Source organism: Sphingobacterium sp. SRCM116780, assembly GCF_021442025.1.
GTDB lineage: Bacteria > Bacteroidota > Bacteroidia > Sphingobacteriales > Sphingobacteriaceae > Sphingobacterium.
This window is the reverse complement of the sequence record NZ_CP090446.1, coordinates 3,158,703-3,173,121: the sequence shown is the minus strand read 5'-3', so window position 1 is coordinate 3,173,121 and position 14,419 is coordinate 3,158,703. Positions and strand designations below refer to the sequence as shown.

Genomic DNA, 14,419 nt, shown 5'->3' with positions numbered 1-14,419 from the left:
TGTTAAATCCACGATAACATGAACAAATATAAAAAAAGTTTAAGAGTAGGTCGGGTTGTATCTAATTATGGAATTCTATTCTAATGATATGGGATTCATCATCAAATAAACCAAGCAGCTGACTTGCATTTGCTTTATTCATCGCGATTTCTAGAAAGTTACTGATCCCGAACAGACATAATTTCTCTCCCTCCGTCACTTCGTTATAATTCCAAGAAAGATTGGAGATTGTCTCATTTCTTTTAAAATACAACGTAAAACTTCTACCTTTTTGTACACGGTTGAATAACTCTTTGGAGATATTCGTGATGGCATTTCCAAAAGCATCGACGTAAACGACATTCCCTCGAATCGTATCACGATCAAAAATAGGTTGTAAAGTTACCTTTTCCACTGTATTATCAATGGCAACGCCGATTTCAGCTAATGCGCCACCTTTTGCAATATGACATGCTGATTTGGTTAGAATATCCGCTAAAGGAAAATGAAGATATCGAAGATCTTGAATTAGATTGAGTTCGAAGAGCTCTTGAGGTTTATCACCATTTAAAAGTAAACTGAAAATACCATTATCAGCGCCTACGAAGAAGTGATCATTGTATTTCATGGCAACATAACGGGAGCCTTCATGAAATAAGGTGTTGATACCAATAATATGTACGGTGTTTTTTGGAAAATAATGATAAGCATTGGCCAAAACAAAAGCTGCTCTTGGGATATTAAAAGCGGGTATTTCATGTGTAATATCAACAATACGAGCATCAGGAAGCTCCGATATCAAGCTACCCTTTAATGCTGCCTGATAGAAATCTTTATGTCCTAAATCTGTTGTTAATGTAATGACGTCCATTCGTTAATTATTTCCCTTAATATCCTAGTCAAATTCCCTCTTTGTTCTTAGGATTTGTGATGTTACTTTCAAAGTAATGAAAATTTTAATCCAAAAAAAAGAAAAGGTACGCAAAAGTACGCAATGTCTTTTGATAAAATTAAATAGAATCTTGGAATTCGAATATAGAATTCCTTCTTTGTTTTTTTTATCTTGATATCCATGGATATAAAATTAAAATTGCCTTGTTTTTTTTATTTTTATTCTACAATGTAATGTCAAAATTCATATTAATACTGTATTTTTGAATATTGGTTAGCAAGTCATCATATCTTGCCAACGCAGAAAGAAATTTACCTTAAATTGAATGATTTGAATGAATTACTAATTACATTAGAAGGTGTCAATCTAGCCATGCTTTGGGGAGCTCAAAATGAACATTTTGATTTCGTTAAAAAACAATATCCCAAATTGAAAATTGTGGCAAGAGGAAATGAAATGAGGGTGTTGGGAGATGACAATCAACTCACTATTTTTAAACAATCCTTTGAGGATGTTATCAGCCATTTAGAGAAGTACAACAAACTTTCGTTGATGGATTTAGAAAATCTACTGCATGCAAGTTCTGGCTCTGCTGCTCAAGAAGAAAAGATGTTAGCTGATAAAGCCGCAGCAATTGGCTCGGAGCCAATTGTATATGGACCCAATGGAATTGTTGTCCGTGCACGCACCCCCAATCAACGGAAAATGGTTGACAGCATCAATACAAGTGATATTCTTTTTGCTATTGGTCCAGCAGGTACAGGTAAAACATATACTGCAGTTGCTCTAGCTGTTCGAGCATTACGTAATAAGGAAATAAAACGTATTATTTTAACACGCCCAGCTGTTGAGGCTGGTGAAAATTTAGGTTTTCTTCCAGGTGATCTGAAAGAGAAAGTAGACCCATACCTGCGACCTTTATACGATGCTTTGGATGATATGATTCCAGTAGAAAAATTGAAAGGTTACTTAGAAAACAGAACGATTGAAGTTGCTCCATTGGCATTTATGCGTGGACGTACTTTAGATAACTGTTTTGTGATCTTAGATGAAGCGCAGAATGCAACAGATATGCAGTTGAAGATGTTTTTAACTCGGATGGGACCTACTGCAAAATTTATTGTGACAGGCGACATAACACAAATCGATTTGCCAAAGAAAAACCAATCTGGATTGGCGACAGCTATTCGTCTGTTAGATAATATTGAAGGCATTGATATTATTCATTTAAATGGCGCCGATGTTGTTCGTCACAAATTAGTGAAACGAATCTTGGAAGCCTACGGAGATATTTAATCGTAAATAATAAAATTGAGGTAGTGAGAAGCTACCCACTCATGATATGAACGCAATACAAGAAACAAATTTTAATTTCGAAAATCAAACCGCTTTTTATAGGGGTAAAGTACGTGATGTATATACCATTGCAAATGAATATTTAGCCATGGTCGCATCCGATCGTATTTCAGCATTTGATGTGGTTTTACCAAGACCTATCCCTTATAAAGGACAAGTTTTGAATCAGATTGCTGCTAAATTTCTGAAAGCAACCGAGGATATCTTACCAAACTGGGTTGTTTCTGTTCCAGATCCAAGCGTAACAATAGGAATGATGTGTGAACCATTTAAAGTAGAAATGGTGATTCGCGGTTATTTATCAGGTCATGCATGGAGAGAATATAGTATTGGTAAACGTGAGGTTTGTGGAGAAGCAATGCCTGATGGTTTAAAAGAAAACGCAAAATTACCAGAACCCATCATTACACCGACGACAAAAGCAGCAGTAGGGCACGATGAAGATATTTCAAGAGCAGCTATCTTGGCAAAAGGTATCGTAAGTGAAGAGGATTATGTACAATTGGAAAAATATACAAAAGCATTATTCCAACGCGGAACAGAAATCGCTGCCGAAAGAGGGTTGATTTTAGTGGATACGAAATATGAATTCGGAAAGAAAGACGGTAAAATTGTTTTAATTGATGAAATTCATACGCCAGATTCTTCGCGATATTTTTATGCGGAAGGATATGAAGAACGTCAAGCGAATGATGAACCGCAAAAACAGCTTTCGAAAGAATTTGTTCGTAAATGGTTAATTGAAAATGGATTTCAAGGAAAGGATGGACAACAAGTTCCAGAAATGACCGATGAAATAATAAAATCGATTTCTGAACGATATATCGAACTTTATGAGCATATTGTCGGTGAAGAATTTGTTTATCCAAATCAAGAAGATGTTTTGGCCCGTGTAGAACGCAACGTATCGACTGCTTTAAAAGAACTAAAATATTAATTGAAAGACCTGATTTATGAAATATACGATTGATAAACATGACCGCTATATTGTGATAGAACCTCTTTCTGATACTTTGGATGCAGAAAAGGCGGCTAAACTGAAAGGTGAATTTCTGTTGAGAAACACGGTTGGTCAACGTAATATTATTTTAGATCTTTCCAATGTGCGTAAGATAGATGAAAGCTGTCTTCGTTTAGCGATACTGGCCAACCGCCTTTGTGATGCTAGTGGAGGACTTTTTATTTTAGCAAATATAGATTCAGATGTTCTAGAGGTAATCGAAATGTCTCATTTCCATACCAATTTCACCATTGTGAATTCGATTAAAGATGCTGAAGATATAGTTTTTGCACATGAAATAGAAATGGATTATAGAGGGGAAAAAGAGAAATAATATGCGTTTTGAAGTTTTGATTTTAGGGAATAGTTCAGCAACCCCTATGTACGATAGACATCCCACAAGTCAAGTATTGAACTTCAATGAACAATTGTTTTTAATTGATTGTGGCGAAGGCACCCAGATGCAATTGAACCGCTATGGGATTAAAAGTAATAAAATCAGTCATATTTTTATTAGTCATTTGCATGGAGACCACTATCTTGGTTTAATCGGGTTATTGTCCTCCATGCATTTAATTGGACGCAAAAGCGATTTACATCTCTATGGGCCAATAGGTTTGGATGAAATATTAGCTGTTCAGTTTAAATATTCGGAGACTATGCTTCGATATAACTTAATCTTTCACGAAACTTCGGCAGAACGTCCAGAAGTTATCTTTGAAAACAGAACACTCAAAGTCAGCACTTTTCCACTGACACACCGTATTCCTTGTACTGGATTCCGATTTGATGAAGGACAGCGAGCACGAACCTTATTAATGGATGAAGTGGAAAAAGAAAACATTCCGGTAGCGTATTATCAGGTGCTTAAAAAAGGAATGGATTATATCGCTGATGATGGACGTGTTTTCAAAGCCGCAGACTTTACATTGCCAGCTCCGTTATCTAGGAGCTATGCCTACTGTTCAGACACCATTCGAACAGCATCTTACCTGCCTTACATTCAACAGGCGACTCTGCTATATCACGAATCTACTTTCCTGCATGATATGGTTGATCGAGCAAAAGAAACATTTCACACGACTTCTTTAGAAGCAGCTGAAATTGCAAAAGAAACAGCAGTAGGAAAGCTATTATTAGGACATTATTCTGCTCGATATAAAGATTTACAACCGCTGTTAGCAGAAGCGCAATCCGTTTTTCAGCATTCCATGTTGTCTCAGGAAGGAAAATGGTATACCGTTTAAGATTTTTTGTAAATTTTCTCGCTATAAAAAAACTTAGAGATAGGGGAGAGAACGATACTAACGAAGCACCCAAGAGTACTTGTTAAATAGTAGGATAACGAATAAATTTGCTCATATAGGCAATTATATTGTGTATCTAAGCAAATTTATCTAAGTTTACGCTTTAAAATTTAACAAATTAATGGACACTCCATTCAACTTAACGAAATTATTACGAGCAAACATTCAAAATCTCGTACCTTATTCTTCTGCAAGAGATGAATTCAAAGGGGAAGCATCAGTTTTAATAGATGCAAATGAAAACGCTTTTGGCTCTCCTTTAGCGCATAATTACAACCGATACCCAGATCCTCTTCAACATCAAGTTAAACATAAACTTTCGCAGATTAAAGGTGTTCCAGCAGCAAATATATTCTTAGGTAATGGAAGTGATGAAGCCATTGATATTTTATTCCGTGCATTTTGTCGCCCAGGAGTAGATAACGTGGTATTAGTACCGCCTACTTATGGTATGTACGAAGTGTCAGCAAATATTAATGATGTTGCCTATCGGAAGGTAAATTTAACAGCAACTTATCAATTGGATCTACCTGCTATTGCAGATGCAATTGATGAACATACCAAATTGATTTTTATCTGTTCACCAAATAATCCGACAGGCAATAGTATCAATCGTCAAGATATTGAGACGATCTTAAATAACTTTGAGGGTTTGGTCGTTGTGGATGAGGCGTATATTAATTTTTCGCAAACTAAATCATTCACACATGAATTGGTTGAATATCCAAACTTGGTTGTTTTACAAACGCTTTCTAAAGCATGGGGATTAGCCGCTTTACGTTTAGGAATGGCTTTTGCCAGTACTGAAATTATCGCCGTCTTCAACAAAATAAAACCACCTTACAATATCAATCAAGCAACACAAGACATCGTATTGGAAGCCTTGGAAAATATTGATCAAGTCAACTCATGGATTAAACAAACCGTTGAAGAACGTGAAAAGTTAGTGCAAGAATTGGATAAATTGGAAATGGTTCAACATATTACACCTTCTGATGCAAACTTTATCCTTGTGAAAATGAATGATCCACGAGGAGTTTACGAATACTTAGTTGGAAATGGTATTATCGTACGGGATCGTTCTAAAGTAGAATTATGTGAAGGATGTCTGCGTATTACAGTTGGTACTCCACAAGAGAATCAATTATTATTAGAAAAATTAACAACAATCAATAGCTAAAAAAATGCCTAATCAGCTTAAACGTGTATTATTCATCGACCGCGATGGTACTTTAATTTTGGAACCAGAAGATCAACAAATTGATTCTTTTGCGAAGTTGAAGTTTTACCCTGCAGCATTACAATATCTGCCACGTATTGCGAAAGAATTAGATTTCGATCTGGTATTAGTATCTAACCAAGACGGATTGGGAACAGATGCTCATCCAGAAGCCAACTTTTGGCCAGTCCATCAATTTATTATCGACACGTTTGCTGCTGAAGGCGTTGTTTTTTCTCAAGAACATATTGATCGTACATTTCCGCATGAAAATGCGGCAACACGTAAACCAGGTATCGGTATGCTGTTGGATTATTTTGATCCTTCAACATATAATTTAGCACAATCTTTTGTTATCGGAGATCGTGTCAATGATGTAAAATTAGCACAAAATTTAGGTGCCAAAGCCATCTGGTTGCGAAACAATGATGATTTGGGCGTATTAGAAAATGTACAAATAGATCCAGAAACCATTGCGCTAGAAACCTCCGATTGGAAATCCATTTATGAGTTTTTAAAATTGGGAACGCGTACAGGAGAACATCATCGGAAAACAAATGAAACGGATATCTATATCAAATTAAATTTGGATGGATCTGGGAAAGCTGATATTGATACAGGATTGCCATTTTTTGATCATATGTTAGATCAGATTGCACGTCATGGCGCAATTGATTTGACGGTGAAGGCAAAAGGAGATTTACATATCGACGAACATCATACGATTGAAGATACAGGTATCGCTTTAGGAGAAGTGTTTTTAAAAGTGTTAGGAGATAAACGCGGTATTGAACGTTATTCCTATACATTGCCAATGGACGATTGTTTAGCGCAAGTAGCTTTGGATTTTGGAGGTCGTAATTGGATCGTTTGGGATGCAGAATTTAAACGGGAGAAAATTGGTGATATGCCAACAGAAATGTTCTTCCATTTCTTTAAGTCATTCTCTGATGCTTCAAAATCGAACTTGAATATTAAAGCCGAAGGCGACAATGAACATCATAAAATAGAAGCAATATTTAAGGCATTCGCAAAATCAATAAAAAAGGCGGTTCGTCGGGACGCGGATAATATGCAACTGCCAAGTACGAAAGGGGTTTTGTAGAATTAGATTTGAGACAATAGATTTGAGATTGGAGACTGTGTATAGTTTACTATTTTGTAGATAGAAGCAGATAAGAAAATCAAGTCTCTCATGTCTAATATCTCAAATCTGATATCTCATATCTAAAAAAATATGATAGGAATTATAAATTACGGAGCTGGCAATATTTTTTCATTGACGGCAGCTTTGGATCGTGTTGGACTTACCTATGGGATGGTCAACAAAGTAAAAGATATCGATCAATATGACCGGATTATCATACCAGGTGTTGGACATGCAGGAGCTGCTATGGAAAAACTACGCGCTTCTGGATTGGCAGAATGTATTCATACCATTCAAAAACCTGTATTAGGGATTTGTGTGGGGATGCAATTGTTGACTGATTTTTCAGAAGAAGGACAGGCAGATTTATTAGCTATTATCCCATTAAAAACACTTCATTTTGATCAAAAAATTAAAGAGAAGGTTCCACATATGGGTTGGAACAGCATTTCGATCAGAAATGACAATCCATTATTCAGCAATATAGAAGATAATGCTTATTTTTACTTTGTGCACTCCTATTTCATTGAATATGATGAGGAATACACAGCAGCAAGCTGTACTTATGGAGTACAATTTTCGGCTGCCATCAGCAAAGGGAATGTCTATGGAGTACAATTTCACCCCGAGAAATCAGGGAAAGCAGGCGAGCAATTATTAGTGAATTTTTCAAAATTAAGTTAGAAATATAAAATATTTTACAATGTATATTATACCCGCTATTGACGTTTTAGATAAGAAAGTCGTTCGTTTGAGAGAAGGAAACTACAACGATGTGACCTCTTATGAAATCAGTTTAGAAGAGCAAATCGAGAAGTACCATGCGAATGGTACAGAATTGGTACATATCATTGATTTGAATGGAGCAAAAGGAGATTTTAGCAATCAAGAATATTTATTTGATATCATTCAGAAAACAGAGATGAAAATTCAATACGGTGGAGGTGTTCGTAGTATTGAGAAAGTCAAAGAATTGGTTGATGCAGGTATTTACCGTGTTATTGTCGGTACACAGGCCATCACAAATCCTTCATTTTTAGAAGAACTAAGCAGCTTGAATGAAGGCAAAGTAAAATATGCTGATCACATCATTATTGCTATTGATGTTTTAGATGAAGTGATTAAGTATTCCGGATGGTTAGAATCGTCACCGATTAAATTAATTGAATACATTGATAAATGTCTTGCTTTAGGATTCTTCCGTTTCTTATGTACTGACATTAGTAAAGATGGTAAATTAGGAGGTGCAGGAGTTGATTTATATAAGAAACTGCTCGATCATTCACCCATTATCAAATTAATCGGATCAGGAGGGATTAGCTCGATGGACGATATTCGCAATCTAAACGCATTAGGTACGATGGAATCTGTTGTTGTTGGAAAAGCTATTTATGAAAATAGAGTTTCTATTGAAGAAATTAAAGACTGGAATTTAAAATCCTTAATTAGCTTTTAAGGATGTTAGCAAAGCGGATAATTCCTTGTCTAGATGTCAAAGACGGACGAACAGTAAAAGGAGTCAACTTTGTTGATTTACGTGATGCTGGAGATCCTGTAGAATTGGCATGGCAATATTCCCAACAAGGGGCTGATGAATTGGTTTTTTTGGATATCGCTGCGACACATGAAGGCCGTAAAACGACTATTGACTTGGTGAAAGCAGTTGCCCGAGAAGTGAATATTCCATTTACAATAGGTGGTGGTATTAACGAAATGAAAGACGCTGAAGTTCTGTTGAACTCTGGAGCAGATAAAATTTCCATTAATTCAGCTGCGGTACGTAATCCGCAATTGATCAATGATCTTGCTGCAGCATTTGGAACTCAGTTTGTTGTTGTAGCTGTAGATACCCGCTATTTGGACGGACAAAACTTTGTTCATTTAAGTGGAGGACGTATCCAAACAGAAATAAAAACAGAAGACTGGGTGAGAGAGGCACAAGAAAGAGGAGCTGGTGAAATTCTGTTGACATCGATGGATCATGACGGAACGAAGAATGGTTTTGATAATGGCTTGTTGAAAAAAATCAATGATTCCATTACTATTCCGTTGATCGCATCGGGAGGAGCTGGTCAACAACAACATTTTGTTGATGTATTTCAACAAAGTAATGTGGATGCCGCTTTAGCAGCTTCTGTATTCCACTATGGTGAAATATTGATCCCAGAATTAAAAAATACATTACGCAGTAATGGTATTGTTGTACGTTAAACTTGCTTGCACAAGTAAGGCTAAATACCTAGTGCTAAATACTAACTACTAGTGATAACCTTTCTAGATTTAAGTGACCGCTGAAAGAGCGAATACTTAAACCAGTTAAGGATATAATTACTAAATACAAAGAATAGGTTGAGCCGTAGGCTTGCAGAAGCAAATCTAAATACTCAATACTAACTACTAAATACTAAAGATAGGTTGAGTCGTAGACTTGCACAAGCAAATCTAGCTACTAAATACTAGCTACTAAATACTATTAAAAAATGTTAGATTTTTCAAAAAGTGACGGACTTGTTCCTGTGATTGTGCAAGACGCTCAAACATTGGAAGTGTTGATGCTAGGCTACATGAATGAAGAAGCATGGCAAAAAACACAAGCTGAAAAGCGTGTTACTTTTTTCTCAAGAAGTAAAAATCGATTGTGGACAAAAGGCGAAGAAAGTGGAAACTTTTTAACCGTGGTGAGTGTACATATCGATTGTGATCAAGATACCGTATTGATTAAAGCTAAACCAGCGGGCCCTACTTGTCATACGGGTAGTCGTAGCTGTTTTAATACCACATACAATCAAAATTTCCTATTGGAGTTAGAGCGTATCATTAAACATCGTTACGAATTTCCTTCCGATGAATCTTACGTCAATCGTCTTCGTTCGAAAGGAATTAATAAAATAGCACAGAAAGTTGGTGAAGAAGCTGTTGAAACGGTCATTGCCGCATTGACGGAAACAGAGCACGATTTTATCAATGAGACATCAGATTTATTCTTCCACTTATTGGTACTCTTGCGAGAAAAAGGAATCACCTTAGAAACGATCGCTAAAAATTTAGAAAGTAGACATCAATAACATATCCTTAGTTTTCGATGACACAATAAAAATAGATTGCTGTATATTTGTATACGGCAATTTTTTTATGGATAAATTTGAGATCGAATTAGCAGCAACTTTAAATGGGCATCAGAACCCAATTTTTGCATTGGAAAATGGCTATTTTTCCAATACCTTCTTCTCAGGAGGCAATGATAAAGGTGTCGTAGAATGGGATTTAGAAAAGAAGGGATTCAAACGCATTCTTTGTGCAGTCAGTTCATCTATCTATGCCTTACATTTAATACCTAACACACCTTATTTAGCGATCGCACTGCGTGAAGGAAAAGTGATGATTGTCGATGTTGAAAATCAAAAACTGATCGCCAACTTGCATGTCTCCAACAAAGCTGTTTTTGCTTTGCAAACGATCCCTAATAAAAAAGAACTTGTCGCTGTAGGAGAGGACGGCATCGCGAGCGTTTGGTCGTTGACATCGTATGAAAAAGTACATGAATTCGCTATTTCATCCAATACGATCCGTACTGTTGCCTTATCTCATGATCAAAAGAACATTGTATTTGGAGATAAAAATGGAGATCTATTTCTATTCTCTGCCGAAGACTACCATTTTTTATTGGCAAATCAAAAACATACCATGCCCATTACAAGTCTGGTCTTCTCTAAAGATGATCGTTTGGTTTTTAGTGGAGCAAGAGATGCAGCCTTCAAAATATCGGATGTAGCATCATTGAAAGAACAGCATACCTTCACGCCACATATGTTTACCGTATATGGTATTTATCCGCATCCCATTTATCCCATAATGGCTACCGTAAGCCGCGATAAGTCATTCAAAATTTGGGAAGACAATACCTACTCGTTATTGAAAGCAGTAAGTCGGGATAAATTCTACGATTCACATACCTTATCCATTAACACCGGGATATGGTTGGCAGAAGGCAAGTACTTCTTAACCGCAGGAGATGATAAACTGATTAAGATATGGGAAATGAAGCTTCCTTAAGAGAGTAAACTAACAATTTCAGTTAAATATTTTTCATCAATTTCATCAAAAGCATTCAGTTCTGCACTATCCACATCCAAGATACCGACGATGGAATCTTGTTGATAAATAGGTATGACGATTTCCGATTTTGACAAAGAGCTACAGGCGATATGCCCTGGAAATTCATCGACATTAGGTACCACAATTGTTTTTGACTCTTTCCAAGCTGTACCACAGACACCTCTTCCATAGTTGATGCGTGTACAGGCAACAGGACCCTGAAATGGACCCAATACCAATTGCTCTCCCGCAACTAAATAAAAACCTACCCAAAAGAAATTGAACTGTTCTTTTAAAGCTGCTGCTACATTGGCCAAATTTGCAATTTGATTATCTTCTCCGGTAATTAATCCTTTAATTTGAGGAATTAATCCAACATATTGTTCCTCTTTTGTTCCTTTATGAATGCTTAAATCCTCTGCCATAAAAAAAATGCGCTATTATGCTGTTCAAAGTTAACAGAATAATAGCGCTTGAAATAGTAAAAAATATAAAATGTTGTTCTGATGATAATAATCTATTTTTCGTGATTACAATCTTTTTAGAGCTAATTTGATCATATCCTCAACAGAAAGATTCGAGTCTGCCTGCATGATGGTATTTAAGACCTTCTCAGAAGCCGATTTATTAAAACCTAACATGACTAAAGCCGATAGTGCTTCGTCTGGTAACGACTGCCCCATTGGTATTGTCGATAACGCATCCACTCCTTCTTTTTTCAATTTATCTTGAAGTTCCAGAATCAAGCGTTGCGCTGTTTTAGGACCTATCCCTTTTATTTTTTGGATTAGCACAACTTGCCCATTGACAATGGCCGATTGAATTTCTTCAGGTGTATTCGAGGAAAGAATCATGCGACCTGTATTGGGACCTATCCCAGATACAGATATCAGGTTTTCAAATAATTTTTTCTCTCCTTCTGTAGCAAAACCAAAAAGCGTATGTGCATCTTCCCTTACTTGAAAAGAGATGAACAGCTTACACTGTTCTTGGTCTTTAATTTGGGAAAATGTATGTAAGGAAATATGGATATAATAACCAATCCCACCCACATCAAGAACGACATGGGTAGGGGCTTTATGAGCTAATTTTCCGTTGAAGTATGCATACATAACGTAAAAAACTAATTATTTACCTTGTTTTTCGTACGACTGTACATCGACAACTGCAATCGTCACCATGTTAACAATCTCACGAACAGAACTATCCAATTGTAATACGTGAATAGGCTTGTTCATTCCCAATAAAATTGGACCTACTGCTTCCGCATTACCTACTTCTTGTAATAATTTATACGCAATGTTTCCTGATTCTAAGTTCGGGAAAACTAGCGTATTCGCTGGTTGTCCTTTTAATGTACTGAAAGGGAAATTGGCTTCTAATAATTCACTGTTAAGTGCAAAGTTTGCTTGTAAATCACCATCAGCAACAATTTCAGGGTGTTCTTTGTGAACGATCTGGATGGCTTCTCGAACTTTTGTCGGTGTATTACCTTCATTAGAACCAAAATTAGAATAGGATAACAGTGCAATGCGCGGACTGATGTTCATTTTTCGAACTGCAGCATCCAATTGTACCGTAATATCAGCTAATTCTTTAGCCGTAGGTTCTTTGTTGACAGTTGTATCGCCTAAGAAAATAGGTCCTTTTTTAGTCAACATCATATACATACCAACAATACGACTTCCTTCTTTTGCTCCGATCACATGTAAAGCAGGTTTAATCGTATGTGCGTAATTTTTAGTTAACCCAGAAATTAACGTATCAGCCTCGCCAAATTGAACCATACTTGCTCCGAAATAATTACGGTCAAATAACAGTTTCTTCGCATCAAATTTTGAAATACCACGACGTTGTCTTTTCGTAAATAAGTGATCTACATATTTATTGACACGTGCTGATTCTGCCTCTTCAATAGGATCGATAATTTCTACAGCATCTAATTCAAAGCCATACTCCTTAATTAAATCGTTGATTTTATTTTTCTTACCCAATAAAATAGGAATCGCGATACCTTCTTCTTTGACAATTTGTGCTGCACGAAGCGTTTTGTAATTGTCAGCTTCAGCAAATACAACACGTTTAGGGTCACGTTTTGCCGCCATAGTCAAATTGCGCATGATCGCGTCATCTTGACCTAATCTTTTGCGTAACGTCTCTCTATAGTTATCCCAGTCTTCAATGGCATGTTTAGCAACACCTGAAGCAATAGCAGCTTTTGCTACAGCTACAGAAACTTCTGTGATTAAACGTGGATCATTTGGTTTTGGAATGATATATTCCGCAGAATATTTTAAATTACTCGTATTATAAGCTTGGTTTACCTCTTCAGGTACGGGTTGTTTTGCCAATTCAGCAATTGCTTTCGTTGCCGCCACTTTCATTTCTTCGTTGATCGCTGTTGCACGTACGTCTAAAGCACCACGGAAGATATAAGGGAAACCCAATACATTGTTCACCTGATTCGGGTAATCCGAACGACCTGTGCCCATAATGACATCATTACGTGTGGCAAGTGCTAAATCGTAAGCAATCTCCGGGTTAGGATTGGCCATGGCTAATACGATTGGTTTAGCAGCCATTGTTAATAGCATTTCAGGAGTTAGTACATCTGCTGCAGAAAGTCCGATGAATACATCCGATCCATCTACTGCATCAGCAAGTGTGCGAATGTCCCGATCTGTAGCATAAACAGCTTTCATGCCATCTAAGTTTTCGCGATCACGACGGATAACACCTTTACTGTCTAACATGACAATATTTTCCTTTTTAGCACCAGCAGATACATACATCCCGGTACACGAGATCGCTGCAGCACCAGCACCATTTACGACGATTTTAACCTCCTCGATTTTCTTTCCAATCAATTCACAAGCATTGATCAAAGCTGCACAGGAAATAATCGCTGTACCGTGTTGATCGTCATGCATGACCGGTATATTCATTTCAGCTTTCAAACGTCTTTCAATTTCAAAACATTCTGGAGCTTTAATATCTTCTAAATTGATACCACCAAAAGTAGGTTCTAATGCCTTTACAATATTCACAAACTCATCGACATTCTTCGTGTCGAGTTCGATGTCAAAAACATCAATATCAGCAAAGATTTTGAATAATAAACCTTTACCTTCCATAACCGGTTTACCTGCTACAGCGCCAATATCTCCAAGACCCAATACTGCGGTACCATTACTAATTACGGCAACTAAATTTCCTTTTGCCGTATATTTATAGGCATCTTCTTTGTTTGCCGCGATAGCTAAACAAGGCTCAGCAACACCTGGTGAATAAGCTAGCGATAAATCCCGTTGAGAATTTGTTGGCTTGGTAGGCACAACAGCTATTTTACCAGGTCTACCCATCGAATGGTAGTCCAATGCGGCTTGTTTACGATTTACATTACTCATTTTTATTCTTTTAAAAT

15 protein-coding genes are annotated in these 14,419 nt (G+C 36.8%); 11 read left to right on the top strand and 4 right to left on the bottom strand.

Features of this window, described 5'->3' with window-relative positions:
- Window positions 1–61 precede the first annotated feature (61 nt).
- The gene (locus tag LZQ00_RS13600) at window positions 62–850 is read right to left on the bottom strand and encodes an S-adenosyl-l-methionine hydroxide adenosyltransferase family protein (protein WP_234509826.1); all 789 of its coding nucleotides are present in this window, start codon (window positions 848–850) and stop codon (window positions 62–64) included.
- A 351-nt stretch (window positions 851–1,201) separates the two neighbouring features.
- Between LZQ00_RS13600 and LZQ00_RS13595 the strand changes: the two genes are divergently transcribed.
- The 11 genes from LZQ00_RS13595 to LZQ00_RS13545 all read left to right on the top strand — a co-directional run bounded on the left by LZQ00_RS13595 (window position 1,202) and on the right by LZQ00_RS13545 (window position 10,953).
- Window positions 1,202–2,167 (top strand): PhoH family protein, encoded by a 966-nt coding sequence (locus LZQ00_RS13595; RefSeq protein ID WP_234509825.1) that lies wholly within the window; start codon window positions 1,202–1,204, stop codon window positions 2,165–2,167.
- Between the two features lie 46 nt (window positions 2,168–2,213).
- Window positions 2,214–3,164 (top strand): phosphoribosylaminoimidazolesuccinocarboxamide synthase, encoded by a 951-nt coding sequence (locus tag LZQ00_RS13590; RefSeq protein WP_234509824.1) that lies wholly within the window; start codon window positions 2,214–2,216, stop codon window positions 3,162–3,164.
- A 16-nt stretch (window positions 3,165–3,180) separates the two neighbouring features.
- A complete protein-coding gene (locus LZQ00_RS13585) occupies window positions 3,181–3,561 on the top strand; it encodes an STAS domain-containing protein (RefSeq protein WP_234509823.1) in 381 nt (126 codons plus the stop codon).
- Between the two features lies 1 nt (window position 3,562).
- Window positions 3,563–4,474 (top strand): ribonuclease Z, encoded by a 912-nt coding sequence (locus LZQ00_RS13580; RefSeq protein ID WP_234509822.1) that lies wholly within the window; start codon window positions 3,563–3,565, stop codon window positions 4,472–4,474.
- 181 nt (window positions 4,475–4,655) lie between these two features.
- Window positions 4,656–5,714 carry a histidinol-phosphate transaminase gene (gene hisC / locus LZQ00_RS13575; protein ID WP_234509821.1) on the top strand — a complete coding sequence of 353 codons (1,059 nt, stop codon included), beginning with the start codon at window positions 4,656–4,658 and terminating at the stop codon, window positions 5,712–5,714.
- Between the two features lie 4 nt (window positions 5,715–5,718).
- Window positions 5,719–6,858: a bifunctional histidinol-phosphatase/imidazoleglycerol-phosphate dehydratase HisB gene (gene hisB / locus LZQ00_RS13570; protein ID WP_234509820.1), complete on the top strand. Its 1,140-nt coding sequence runs from the start codon at window positions 5,719–5,721 to the stop codon at window positions 6,856–6,858.
- A 132-nt stretch (window positions 6,859–6,990) separates the two neighbouring features.
- Entirely contained in the window at window positions 6,991–7,584 is a 594-nt protein-coding gene (hisH, locus tag LZQ00_RS13565) for an imidazole glycerol phosphate synthase subunit HisH (protein ID WP_234509819.1), read from the top strand.
- 19 nt (window positions 7,585–7,603) lie between these two features.
- Complete coding sequence (locus tag LZQ00_RS13560; protein ID WP_234509818.1) at window positions 7,604–8,356, top strand: HisA/HisF-related TIM barrel protein; 753 nt, start codon at window positions 7,604–7,606, stop codon at window positions 8,354–8,356.
- A 2-nt stretch (window positions 8,357–8,358) separates the two neighbouring features.
- Entirely contained in the window at window positions 8,359–9,111 is a 753-nt protein-coding gene (hisF, locus tag LZQ00_RS13555; protein ID WP_234509817.1) for an imidazole glycerol phosphate synthase subunit HisF, read from the top strand.
- Between the two features lie 269 nt (window positions 9,112–9,380).
- Complete coding sequence (gene hisIE, locus LZQ00_RS13550) at window positions 9,381–9,965, top strand: bifunctional phosphoribosyl-AMP cyclohydrolase/phosphoribosyl-ATP diphosphatase HisIE (protein WP_234509816.1); 585 nt, start codon at window positions 9,381–9,383, stop codon at window positions 9,963–9,965.
- 67 nt (window positions 9,966–10,032) lie between these two features.
- Window positions 10,033–10,953 carry a WD40 repeat domain-containing protein gene (locus LZQ00_RS13545; RefSeq protein ID WP_234509815.1) on the top strand — a complete coding sequence of 307 codons (921 nt, stop codon included), beginning with the start codon at window positions 10,033–10,035 and terminating at the stop codon, window positions 10,951–10,953.
- On the opposite strand, the gene LZQ00_RS13540 is transcribed toward LZQ00_RS13545, so the two are convergent.
- From LZQ00_RS13540 to LZQ00_RS13530, 3 genes are all read right to left on the bottom strand, one after another.
- Window positions 10,950–11,420: a GAF domain-containing protein gene (locus LZQ00_RS13540; protein WP_234509814.1), complete on the bottom strand. Its 471-nt coding sequence runs from the start codon at window positions 11,418–11,420 to the stop codon at window positions 10,950–10,952. The genes LZQ00_RS13545 and LZQ00_RS13540 overlap by 4 nt on opposite strands.
- Before the next feature lie 105 nt (window positions 11,421–11,525).
- Complete coding sequence (gene ruvA / locus LZQ00_RS13535; protein WP_234509813.1) at window positions 11,526–12,107, bottom strand: Holliday junction branch migration protein RuvA; 582 nt, start codon at window positions 12,105–12,107, stop codon at window positions 11,526–11,528.
- A gap of 15 nt (window positions 12,108–12,122) precedes the next feature.
- Window positions 12,123–14,402, bottom strand: coding sequence for an NADP-dependent malic enzyme (locus tag LZQ00_RS13530; RefSeq protein ID WP_234509812.1), 2,280 nt, complete (start codon window positions 14,400–14,402; stop codon window positions 12,123–12,125).
- Window positions 14,403–14,419 lie beyond the last annotated feature (17 nt).